The 11,130-nt window shown below is 71.0% G+C and carries 9 protein-coding genes and 1 rRNA gene; 9 read left to right on the plus strand and 1 reads right to left on the minus strand.

The annotated features are described in order from the left end of the window. Nucleotides 1-65: 65 nt before the first annotated feature. The 7 genes from ACH4NX_RS17455 to ACH4NX_RS17485 all read left to right on the plus strand — a co-directional run bounded on the left by ACH4NX_RS17455 (nucleotide 66) and on the right by ACH4NX_RS17485 (nucleotide 8,026). Entirely contained in the window at nucleotides 66-1,430 is a 1,365-nt protein-coding gene (locus ACH4NX_RS17455) for a phosphomannomutase/phosphoglucomutase (protein WP_398127665.1), read from the plus strand. Between the two features lie 179 nt (nucleotides 1,431-1,609). After that, complete coding sequence (locus ACH4NX_RS17460; protein WP_003975784.1) at nucleotides 1,610-1,780, plus strand: Trm112 family protein; 171 nt, start codon at nucleotides 1,610-1,612, stop codon at nucleotides 1,778-1,780. A gap of 73 nt (nucleotides 1,781-1,853) precedes the next feature. Further along, complete coding sequence (locus ACH4NX_RS17465) at nucleotides 1,854-2,981, plus strand: SIS domain-containing protein (protein WP_351388716.1); 1,128 nt, start codon at nucleotides 1,854-1,856, stop codon at nucleotides 2,979-2,981. A gap of 169 nt (nucleotides 2,982-3,150) precedes the next feature. After that, entirely contained in the window at nucleotides 3,151-4,302 is a 1,152-nt protein-coding gene (gene manA, locus ACH4NX_RS17470) for a mannose-6-phosphate isomerase, class I (RefSeq protein ID WP_398127666.1), read from the plus strand. A 154-nt stretch (nucleotides 4,303-4,456) separates the two neighbouring features. After that, on the plus strand, nucleotides 4,457-5,437 hold the full coding sequence (locus ACH4NX_RS17475; RefSeq protein WP_351388711.1) for a cation diffusion facilitator family transporter: 981 nt from the start codon (nucleotides 4,457-4,459) through the stop codon (nucleotides 5,435-5,437). 354 nt (nucleotides 5,438-5,791) lie between these two features. Next, nucleotides 5,792-7,249: an adenosylhomocysteinase gene (gene ahcY, locus ACH4NX_RS17480; protein ID WP_351388708.1), complete on the plus strand. Its 1,458-nt coding sequence runs from the start codon at nucleotides 5,792-5,794 to the stop codon at nucleotides 7,247-7,249. 162 nt (nucleotides 7,250-7,411) lie between these two features. Further along, nucleotides 7,412-8,026 (plus strand): hypothetical protein, encoded by a 615-nt coding sequence (locus ACH4NX_RS17485; RefSeq protein WP_351388706.1) that lies wholly within the window; start codon nucleotides 7,412-7,414, stop codon nucleotides 8,024-8,026. A gap of 46 nt (nucleotides 8,027-8,072) precedes the next feature. Here the strand turns inward: ACH4NX_RS17485 and ACH4NX_RS17490 are convergent, their stop codons facing one another. After that, entirely contained in the window at nucleotides 8,073-9,092 is a 1,020-nt protein-coding gene (locus ACH4NX_RS17490) for an RDD family protein (RefSeq protein WP_351388703.1), read from the minus strand. Nucleotides 9,093-9,217: 125 nt separating this feature from the next. On the opposite strand from ACH4NX_RS17490, the gene ACH4NX_RS17495 reads away from it, so the two are divergent. Then, a complete protein-coding gene (locus ACH4NX_RS17495) occupies nucleotides 9,218-10,225 on the plus strand; it encodes a stage II sporulation protein M (protein ID WP_351388701.1) in 1,008 nt (335 codons plus the stop codon). A 554-nt stretch (nucleotides 10,226-10,779) separates the two neighbouring features. Beyond that, nucleotides 10,780-11,130: ribosomal RNA gene (locus ACH4NX_RS17500) — 16S ribosomal RNA — on the plus strand; the annotation flags it as partial.

Genomic DNA, 11,130 nt, shown 5'->3' on the forward strand with positions numbered 1-11,130 from the left:
CCGGCACCCCGTCGGCGGTTGCGGGTAGTTTGTGGGCTCCGACAGGACTTTCAGGAAGGTTGGCCGTGGCTGCTGATCTGTCGCAGATCGTGAAGGCGTACGACGTACGCGGTGTGGTCCCGGACCAGTGGGACGAGTCGCTGGCCGAGCTGTTCGGCGCGGCCTTCGTCGAGCTGACCGGCGCGGACGCCATCGTGGTCGGCCACGACATGCGGCCCTCGTCCCCGGGCCTGTCCGGCGCCTTCGCGCGCGGGGCGACCGCCCGTGGCGCCGACGTCACCGAGATCGGCCTGTGCTCCACCGACCAGCTGTACTACGCCTCCGGCGCGCTGGACCTGCCGGGCGCCATGTTCACGGCCTCGCACAACCCGGCCCAGTACAACGGCATCAAGCTGTGCCGCGCCGGTGCCGCCCCCGTCGGCCAGGACACGGGCCTCGCCGAGATCCGCGAGTCCGTGGAGCGGTGGAGCGCCTCCGGCCCCCCGCAGCCGTCGTCCCGTCCGGGCAGGGTCACCCGGCGTGACACGCTCGCCGACTACGCGGCCCACCTGCGCTCCCTGGTCGACCTCACCGCCATCCGTCCCCTCAGGGTCGTCGTCGACGCGGGCAACGGAATGGGCGGCCACACCGTCCCCTCGGTCTTCGCCGGCCTGCCCTTCGACCTCGTGCCGATGTACTTCGAACTGGACGGCACCTTCCCCAACCACGAGGCCAACCCGCTCGACCCGGCCAACCTCGTCGACCTCCAGAAGCGCGTCCGCGAGGAGGGCGCCGACCTCGGCGTCGCCTTCGACGGCGACGCCGACCGCTGCTTCGTCGTCGACCAGAACGGCGACCCGGTCTCCCCGTCCGCCGTCACCGCCCTCGTGGCCGCCCGCGAACTCGCCCGCAACGGCGGCAAGGGCACGGTCATCCACAACCTGATCACCTCCTGGTCCGTGCCGGAGGTCGTGCGGGAGAACGGCGGCACCCCGGCACGCACGCGCGTGGGCCACTCCTTCATCAAGGCCGAGATGGCCAGGAGCGGCGCCATCTTCGGCGGCGAGCACTCCGCGCACTACTACTTCCGCGACTTCTGGAACGCCGACACCGGCATGCTGGCCGCCCTCCACGTCCTCGCCGCCCTCGGCGGCCAGCAGGGCCCGCTGTCCGCCCTGGTCGCCCAGTACGACCGCTACGCCGGCTCCGGCGAGATCAACTCCACCGTCGCCGACCAGGCCGCCCGCCTCGCCGCGATCAGAACCGCGTACGAGGGCCGCGACGACGTCACCCTGGACGACCTGGACGGCCTCACCGTCACGGCCCCCGACTGGTGGTTCAACGTCCGCCCCTCCAACACCGAGCCGCTGCTGCGCCTGAACGCGGAGGCACGGGACGAGGCGACGATGACGAAGGTCCGCGACGAGGCGCTGGCGATCATCCGGGCGTGAGGGGGCGGCTCACCCTTCAGCTCAGCCGGCCGAGTCGGGCGGCCGGTGGGCACAGCCCCGGGGCCGGCGGGGGCCGCCCCCGCCGGGGCCGCAGGGGCGGCGCCCCACACCCGCCCTCCACCGGCGGTACCCTGACCAGCACATCCGCACAAGCCGAACCGCCCCCGAAGGGAACCCCCATGCCGCTCGAAGCCGGCCTCCTGGAGATCCTCGCCTGCCCGGCCTGCCACGCACCCCTCGAGGAGCGGGACGCGGAGCTGATCTGCACCGGTCAGGACTGCGGCCTGGCGTACCCGGTCCGCGACGGCATCCCCGTCCTCCTCGTCGACGAGGCCCGCCGCCCCGAGTAGCCGAGGGCCCACGCACGGCCAGGCGACCCGCGTACCCGAACACGAACGCATCCGGCGATCGGAGACTGCCGCCATGCTCGACGAATCGCTCCTCGACGCCCCGGAACGCCTCACCGAGGCCGACCGCCGCGGCCTGCTCCGCGGCGCCGCCGAGGCCGGTGCCCGCGTACGCACCGCCGCCCGGCACGCCGCCGAGGCCGGAGTGGGCAACCTCAAGCCGGACGGACGCCCCCGCGCCGTCCTGATCGCCGGCCCCGGCGCGGCCGCCACCCAGGCCGCCGACCTCCTCGGCACCCTCGCCGGCGCCGGCAGCCCCGTCACCCGCCTCGCCCCCACCGGCGTCGCCCCCGCCGCGGGCGCCCTGCGCTGGGAACTGCCCGGCTGGGCCGGTTCCGTGGACCTCCTGCTGATCGCCACCCCCGACGGCACCGAGCCGGGCCTCGCCCTGCTCGCCGAACAGGCCTACCGCCGGGGCTGCACGGTGGTCGCCGTCGCCCCCGCCCGTTCCCCGCTCGGCGAGTCGGTGAACGGCTCGCACGGCCTGTTCATCCCGATGGCGACCGCCCCCTACGACCACGACGAACCCCTCGCCGGTGCCGCCCCCGGCGTCCTGTGGGCACTGCTCACCCCGCTCCTCGCGCTGCTGGACCGCACCGCCCTGCTCGACGCACCGCCCGACGCCATCGAGAAGGTCGCCGACCGCCTCGACCGCGTCGCCGAGCGCTGCGGGCCGGCCATCGTGACGTACAGCAACCCCGCCAAGACCCTGGCGTCCGAACTCGCCGACTCCCTCCCGGTCATCTGGACCGAGGGCACCTCGGCCGGTCCGGCGGGCCGCCGATTCGCCGCCGCACTCGCCGAACTGGCCGGCACCCCGGCCGTCGTCGCCGAACTGCCCGAGGCACTCGCCGCGCACAGCGCCCTGCTCGCCGGCCAACTCGCCGCCGGCGCCGACCCGGACGACTTCTTCCGCGACCGCGTCGATGAGGCGCCCGCCCTGCACGCGCGCGTGGTGCTCCTGCGCGACCGCCCCAGCGGCGGCCTCACCGCCGCCCCGGGCGCCCGTGAACTGGCCCTCGGCCACGACACGCCGATCAGCGAACTGGAGCCGGAAGCCGGTGGCGAACTGGAGACCCTCGCCGAACTGATCGCCGTCACGGATTTCGCCGCCGTTTACCTGGCGCTCGCCTCGGGCGCCTGATCCCGTACGCACCGTTCCGTACACATGTCGTACGCACGATCTCGTACGCACCAGCGCCACGCACGATCTCGTACGCACCAGCGCCACGCACCAGGACGCGCACCTCGGCGCCACGCAACAGAGTCACGTACCAGAACACGCACCGCGCACGCACCGGCAGAGAGAGCCCATGGACCGCCTCGACAACACCGTCCGCCCCTACGCCTGGGGTTCCACCACCGCGATCCCGACCCTGCTCGGGACCGAGCCGACCGGCGAACCGCAGGCGGAGATGTGGATGGGAGCCCACCCCGGCGCCCCCTCCCGCACCGGCCGGGGCACCCTCGCCGAGGTCGTCGACGCCGACCCCGAGAAGGAACTCGGCGCCGCCTCCGTCGCCAAGTTCGGCCCCCGGCTGCCCTTCCTCCTCAAGCTCCTCGCCGCCGGCGCCCCGCTCTCCCTCCAGGTCCACCCCGACCTGACCCAGGCCAGGGCGGGCTACGAGGACGAGCAGCGCCGGGGCGTCCCCCTGGACGCCCCGCACCGCAACTACAAGGACGCCAACCACAAGCCCGAACTGGTCTGCGCCCTCACCGAGTTCGACGGCCTGTGCGGCTTCCGGGCCCCCGCCGAGACGGCCGACCTGCTCGACGGCCTCGGCGTCGCCTCCCTCAAGCCCTACGTCGACCTGCTCCGCGCGCACCCCGAGGACGCCGCCCTGCGCGAGGTCCTCACCGCGATCCTCACGGCCGACCCCGAGGAGATGTCCCGCACGGTCGCCGAGACCGCGGCCGCCTGCGACCGGCTCGGCGGCGCCTACGCCCCCTACGCCGGCATCGCCCACCACTACCCCGGCGACCCCGGTGTCCTCGCCGCGATGCTCCTCAACCACGTCCGGCTCCAGCCCGGCGAGGCCCTGTTCCTCGGCGCCGGCATCCCGCACGCCTACCTCGACGGACTCGGCGTCGAGATCATGGCCAACTCCGACAACGTCCTGCGCTGCGGCCTGACCCCCAAGCACGTCGACGTCCCCGAACTGCTGCGCATCGTCCGCTTCGAGGCCGGCGGCCCCGGCATCCTCCGCCCGGAGGCGTCCCCCGACGGCGAAGAGGTCTACGACACCCCGATCGACGAGTTCCGCCTGTCCCGCCACGTCCTCCCCGACGGCTCCGGCGTCCACGACCTCACCCTGCCCACCCCGCAGATCCTGCTCTGCACGGCCGGCACCGTACACACGGGCGAACACGAACTGGCGCCCGGCCGGTCCGTCTTCGTTCCCGCGGGCGAGAAGACCGAAGTGTCGGGATCCGGCACCCTCTTCCGGGCCACCGTGCTCGCCTGACGCAGGCCTGACGGGCGTACGACGGGGCAACCGGCATGTCGGGGCCCGCGAGGGCTGCAACAATGACGCACCGCCAAGGAGGGGCAGAGCCGGCGACCGGCCGAGCCCCCACCGGCGTACGGACGCAGACGAACGCGAAGGGACAACGCGACACATGAGCGCGTCAGGCGGAACCAAGGCGATCGTGGCGGCACTGTTCGCCAACCTCTCGATCGCGGTAGCGAAATTCGTGGCCTTCATCTTCAGTGGATCGTCATCGATGCTCGCGGAGTCCGTGCACTCCCTCGCCGACTCCGGCAACCAGGGACTCCTGCTCCTCGGAGGCAAGCGCGCCGAGCGCGAGGCCACCCCCCAGCACCCGTTCGGCTACGGCCGCGAGCGCTACATCTACGCCTTCCTCGTCTCCATCGTGCTCTTCTCGGTCGGCGGCATGTTCGCCCTCTACGAGGGCTACGAGAAGATCAAGCACCCGCACGAGATCGAACACTGGTACTGGCCGGTGGGCGTCCTGATCTTCGCGATCATCGCCGAGGCCTTCTCCTTCCGGACCGCCATCAGGGAGTCCAACGCCCTGCGCGGACAGAAGTCCTGGAAGGAGTTCGTCCGCCACGCCAAGGCCCCCGAGCTGCCGGTCGTCCTCCTCGAGGACCTCGGCGCCCTCGTCGGCCTGATCCTTGCCCTCGGCGGCGTCGGTATGGCCCTGCTCACCGGCGACGGTGTCTGGGACGGCATCGGCACCCTGTGCATCGGCGTGCTGCTCATCCTGATCGCGCTGGTCCTTGCCGTCGAGACCAAGTCCCTGCTGCTCGGCGAGGCCGCCGGTCCCGAGACGGCCCAGCGGATCGAGGCCGCGATCGTCGCCGGCGACACGGTCACCGGCGTCATCCACATGCGCACGCTCCACCTCGGCCCCGAGGAGCTGCTCGTCGCCGCCAAGATCGCCGTCCGCCACGACGGCACGGCCACCGAGATCGCCTCCGCGATCGACACCGCCGAGGCCCGTATCCGCGAGGCCGTGCCGATCGCCCGCGTCATCTACCTGGAACCGGACATCTACAGCGAGTCCGAGGCGACCAGGGGCCCGGACCGCGAGGCGTCCCCCGGCGGCCCGGCCACGCCGCCCGCCGCCCACTGACACCGCACCTCCCACGCCCGACGGGGTCCGCCGGTCCACCCGGCGGGCCCCGCCTGCGTCCGCCCCCCACGCCACCCCGTGACTCCTCACTCCATTCCTCCTCGAGAACGACCTGAAGTGTTCGGAGGCGGACTGGGGGCGGCGGGCGCCCTCGGTGTAGCTTGGGACGGAGCCAGACGTCGCTGCTGATGGCGGTCGGGCGGTCCAGTACGGACCGGCCGAGGGAGAGAGGGCCTCCGACGGACTGCGCTGCGCGCACGCGGGCATGCCTGTGTCCTCTTCGGGGCACCCCTGTGTCCGCCGCCGCGCAGGTCAGCCGTACCCACCTCGACCCAACCCGAGGAGCAGCCCGTAATGACGACTGTCGACAACCAGCAGGACTTCAAGGTCGCCGACCTCTCCCTGGCCGCGTTCGGCCGCAAGGAGATCACCCTCGCCGAGCACGAGATGCCCGGCCTCATGGCGATCCGCAGGGAGTACGCCGAGGCCCAGCCCCTCGCCGGCGCCCGCGTCACCGGCTCCCTGCACATGACCGTGCAGACCGCTGTGCTCATCGAGACCCTGGTAGCCCTGGGCGCCGAGGTCCGCTGGGCCTCCTGCAACATCTTCTCCACCCAGGACCACGCGGCCGCCGCCATCGCCGTCGGCCCGAACGGCACGCCCGACAACCCGCAGGGCATCCCCGTCTTCGCCTGGAAGGGCGAAACCCTGGACGAGTACTGGTGGTGCACGGAGCAGGCGCTGACCTGGCCGAACACTCCCACCGGCGGCCCGAACATGATCCTGGACGACGGTGGCGACGCCACCCTCCTCGTCCACAAGGGCGTCGAGTACGAGAAGGACGGCAAGGTCCCCTCGGTCGACACCGCCGAGTCCGACGAGCACCGCGTCATCCTCGAGCTCCTCACCCGCACGGTGAGCGAGACCCCGCAGAAGTGGACCCAGCTGGCGTCCGAGATCCGCGGCGTCACCGAGGAGACCACGACCGGCGTCCACCGCCTGTACGAGATGCACCGCGACGGCACCCTGCTGTTCCCGGCGATCAACGTGAACGACGCGGTGACGAAGTCGAAGTTCGACAACAAGTACGGCTGCCGCCACTCCCTGATCGACGGCATCAACCGCGCCACGGACGTGCTGATCGGCGGCAAGACCGCCGTCGTCTGCGGCTACGGCGACGTGGGCAAGGGCTGCGCGGAGTCCCTGCGCGGCCAGGGCGCCCGCGTGATCATCACCGAGATCGACCCGATCTGCGCCCTCCAGGCGGCGATGGACGGCTACCAGGTCACCACGCTGGACGAGGTCGTCGACAAGGCCGACATCTTCGTCACCACGACCGGCAACAAGGACATCATCATGGCCGCGGACATGGCCAAGATGAAGCACCAGGCCATCGTCGGCAACATCGGCCACTTCGACAACGAGATCGACATGGCCGGCCTCGCCGCCATCCCCGGCATCGTCAAGGACGAGGTCAAGCCGCAGGTCCACACCTGGACCCACCCCGACGGCAAGGTCCTCATCGTCCTGTCCGAGGGCCGCCTGCTGAACCTGGGCAACGCGACCGGCCACCCGTCGTTCGTCATGTCCAACTCGTTCGCGGACCAGACCCTGGCCCAGATCGAGCTGTTCACCAAGCCCGACGAGTACCCGACCGACGTCTACGTGCTGCCCAAGCACCTCGACGAGAAGGTCGCCCGCCTGCACCTCGACTCTCTCGGCGTCAAGCTGACCACGCTCCGCAAGGAGCAGGCCGACTACATCGGCGTCAAGGTCGAGGGCCCGTACAAGGCGGACCACTACCGCTACTGAGCGAGCCCGCGTCGCAGCCGACGGGGGCGCGTCCGTGCACAGACGCGCCCCTCGGCCGACTCCCGGCTCCTCCGCGACAGGCCCCCGCACCCCCGTGCCGGGGGCCTGCCCCGTTGGCGCCTCAGCGGCCGGACCAGCAGCCCGTCACGACCCAGGACCACCATGCCCCGCGGCCGTTATTCGCTCCACGACCCGCACGACCACACCCCCCTCGCGGAAGAACACTTCCAGTGCGCCCCCGGTCCTTCCGGCTGGCGCTACGTCTCCCGGCTGACCACACCCGCCGGAGACCACCACGGCTCCGTCGACCTCGCCCTCGACGAACTCGGCCGGCCCATCCGCCTCGAACTCCAGGCCGCGAGCTGGCAGGTCCGCGGTGCGGCCATCGACGGCGTCACCTGGGTCCGTACCGACCCCACCGGAGTCCACGCCACCGAAGGCAACGTGCCCGCCCACGCCTTCACCGGCACCTCCCCGGCCTTCCTCGTCGCGGTCACCCGTCTCCTGCGCCTCACCCCCTCCGCCTCGGCCACCCGCGTACGCCTCGTCGCCCTCACCGACCCGGTCCTCGCCCCCCGCACCGTGGACCAGTCCTGGGCCCTGATCGACAGAGAAGCACACGCCACTGACAACGGCCCCCTCGTCGTGGACGAATACCAGGTCACAGCCCTGGACACAGGTGAGCAGCATGCCGTGCACATCGCCGGCGACGTTGTTCTCGCGGCCCCCGGCCTGGAGCTGGAGGACCTGGAGTCACCGCCGTCCGTGTTCCCGTGAGCCACGTCGGCCGGCAAGCGCCGCGAGGCCGCGTGCGGAGGCCGCCCTACGCGGGTGGCACGAACCCGGTGCCGGGACGGGCGTCCGACGGAGCGTCCTCCGACGCCTCGGGCCGGACCCCCGGCGAAGGCGCGGCGGGCGGCACCAAGGGATTCACCGCGGGCGGCAGCACCGGCGACGCCTCCGGGGAAGCCGGCGGAGGCGAACCGACGGGCCCCGCCACCGTCTGGCCCATGGCGTTCATATGGCCCGTGTGGCCCGCGCCATCCATGTGGCCCGTGTTGCTCATGCGGCCTGTGGGGCCGCCAGCGACCGCACCACCCCCGAACGCCCGCCGGGCCTCCCGATCCTGCCGCTCGTGCAGAACCGCCGCCAGATAGGCCGCCGGTGGAACACCCTCCGGCGCCGGAGCACCCGTACGAGCCGCCACATCGGCGGCGAGCCGTTCCGCCATGCTCCAGCCGACGCGGGGATCGAGCTGCCCCATCCGCGTCAGGTACTGACGGACGGCGAGCCACAGATCATCGGGTACGGCGGACAGGTCGAGCCCGGAGAACCTCCCCGCCAGCCAGGGCGGAGGAGGCGGCATGAAGCCCGCCGTCGACACCGGCACGCGTTCCCGTACGACGAGAGTCCCCGCGAACACGTCACCGAGCCGCCGCCCCCGCGCCGACACGAGAGAGGCGATACAGGCGACGACGCCGAACGTCATGAGGATCTCGATCACCCCGATCAAGCCCCGCACCAACGAGTGCCGGAACCGGATCGGCCCGCCGTCGTCCCGCACCACCCGCAGACCGCAAGCCATCTTCCCGAGCGACCGCCCATGGCTGAGCGTCTCCACCGCGATCGGCCCTCCCACGAGCACCAGGACGAAAGCCGCGATCGATATCGCTGTCTGCGCGGCCATGTCCAGTGAGGCGGTGGAGACCATCAGAGCGACGGTCACCGCCACATAGACGGCCACGGCCACCGCCAGGTCGAGCAGAACGGCCAGCGCCCTGCTGGGCAGTCTCGCGGGGCGCAGCTCCAGCGCCACCGCCTCGCCCGTCACCAGCTCACTCACGCCTGCCGCCCTTCCCTGACTGCCCCCGTCCCCGCCAGTCTGCCAAGCTGAGGACACACCGCGCCGCAGTACGACAAGCTGATCCACGACGAGCCGCCGACGATAGCCGAGGAGCAGGCACACCGATGGACCTCGACGTCTTCGTCTCCGCCCACCGCGCGGAGTGGGACCGCCTCGACGCCCTGCTCCGGCGCCGGCGCCGACTGACCGGCGCCGAGACCGACGAGCTCGTCTCCCTCTACCAGCGCACGGCCACCCACCTCTCCCTGATCCAGTCCAGCGCGCCCGACCCGCAACTGACCGGACGGCTCAGCCAACTGGTGGCACGCGCGCGCAGTGCCGTGACAGGAGCTCGTCGAGCCTCCTGGCGCGACGTCACTCGGTTCCTGACCCACCAGTTCCCGGCCGCCGTCTACCGGGCACGCCACTGGTGGGTCCCCACGGCCCTCCTGTCGACCGCCGTCGCGGCACTCCTGGGCTGGTGGATCGGCACCCACCCGGAGGTGCAGTCCACCATCGCGGCGCCCAGCGAGCTGCGTGAGCTCACTCGCCCCGGCGGCCAGTACGAGGCGTACTACTCGAGCCACCCCGCGACCTCCTTCGCCGCACAGGTCTGGACGAACAACGCCTGGGCGGCCGCGCTCTGCCTGATTCTGGGCGTCTTCCTGGGCCTGCCCGTCCTCTGGATCCTGTTCCAGAACATGCTCAACCTCGGCGTCGGCTTCGGCCTGATGTCGTCGGCCGGCCGCCTCGACACCTTCCTCGGCCTCGTCCTGCCCCACGGCCTGCTCGAACTGACCGCGGTCTTCGTGGCCGCCGGCACCGGTCTGCGTCTGGGCTGGACCGTCATCGACCCGGGCCCGCGCACCCGCCGCACCGCCCTCGCCGAGGAGGGACGAGCCGCCATCGGCATGGCGATCGGCCTCGCCCTGGTCCTGTTCGTCTCCGGTGCCATCGAAGGCTTCGTCACCCCGTCCGGCCTGCCCACCTGGGCCCGCATCACCATCGGAGTCGTCGCCGAGCTGGCCTTCCTCGCCTACGTCTACGTCCTGGGCGCCCGTGCGGTGCGCGCCGGTGACACGGGCGACGTGGAGGCGGCCGAGCGCAGCGCCGCCGTGCCGACGGCCGCCTGATGTGCGTCCGCCCCCGGTGAGCTGCTAGTGTCCTCTTCGTTCCCGCAAGAGCCGTTGACACGGAGCTGGCGGGGAGGTAGATTCGAACAGTTGCCTGGAGATGGGTTCACCCCAGAAGGCAACCGTGAGTGCCTATCTGCTTCACTCCGGATCATTGAATTCGGCGAAGCACTCTCCCGATGAATCGGAAATGAACAGCCGGTCAGACCGGCTCAGAACTTCTGATAAAGTCGGAACCGCCGGAAAGGGAAACGCGAAAGCGAGAACCTGGAAAGCACCGAGGAAATCGGATCGGAAAGATCTGATAGAGTCGGAAACGCAAGACCGAAGGGAAGCGCCCGGAGGAAAGCCTGAGAGAGTCTCTCGGGTGAGTACAAAGGAAGCGTCCGTTCCTTGAGAACTCAACAGCGTGCCAAAAGTCAACGCCAGATATGTTGATACCCCGACCTGATCGGATCTCTGATCGGGTTGAGGTTCCTTTGAAACACAACAGCGAGGACGCTGTGAACGGTCGGATTATTCCTCCGACTGTTCCGCTCCCGTGATGTAAAGCATTCACGGAGAGTTTGATCCTGGCTCAGGACGAACGCTGGCGGCGTGCTTAACACATGCAAGTCGAACGATGAACCACTTCGGTGGGGATTAGTGGCGAACGGGTGAGTAACACGTGGGCAATCTGCCCTGCACTCTGGGACAAGCCCTGGAAACGGGGTCTAATACCGGATACTGACCATCACGGGCATCCGTGATGGTCGAAAGCTCCGGCGGTGCAGGATGAGCCCGCGGCCTATCAGCTAGTTGGTGAGGTAATGGCTCACCAAGGCGACGACGGGTAGCCGGCCTGAGAGGGCGACCGGCCACACTGGGACTGAGACACGGCCCAGACTCCTACGGGAGGCAGCAGT

Origin of the sequence: Streptomyces sp. NPDC017225 (assembly GCF_044331465.1) — a bacterium.
Taxonomy (GTDB): Bacteria; Actinomycetota; Actinomycetes; order Streptomycetales; family Streptomycetaceae; genus Streptomyces.

What these genes read in the sequence shown, in the direction of transcription:
- ACH4NX_RS17465 (WP_351388716.1), top strand. Translation starts at nt 1,854, where the DNA reads ATGCTCGACGAATCGCTCCTCGACGCCCCGGAACGCCTCACCGAGGCC.
- ACH4NX_RS17475 (WP_351388711.1), top strand. Translation starts at nt 4,457, where the DNA reads ATGAGCGCGTCAGGCGGAACCAAGGCGATCGTGGCGGCACTGTTCGCC.
- ahcY (WP_351388708.1), top strand. Translation starts at nt 5,792, where the DNA reads ATGACGACTGTCGACAACCAGCAGGACTTCAAGGTCGCCGACCTCTCC.
- ACH4NX_RS17485 (WP_351388706.1), top strand. Translation starts at nt 7,412, where the DNA reads ATGCCCCGCGGCCGTTATTCGCTCCACGACCCGCACGACCACACCCCC.
- ACH4NX_RS17460 (WP_003975784.1), top strand. Translation starts at nt 1,610, where the DNA reads ATGCCGCTCGAAGCCGGCCTCCTGGAGATCCTCGCCTGCCCGGCCTGC.
- manA (WP_398127666.1), top strand. Translation starts at nt 3,151, where the DNA reads ATGGACCGCCTCGACAACACCGTCCGCCCCTACGCCTGGGGTTCCACC.
- ACH4NX_RS17495 (WP_351388701.1), top strand. Translation starts at nt 9,218, where the DNA reads ATGGACCTCGACGTCTTCGTCTCCGCCCACCGCGCGGAGTGGGACCGC.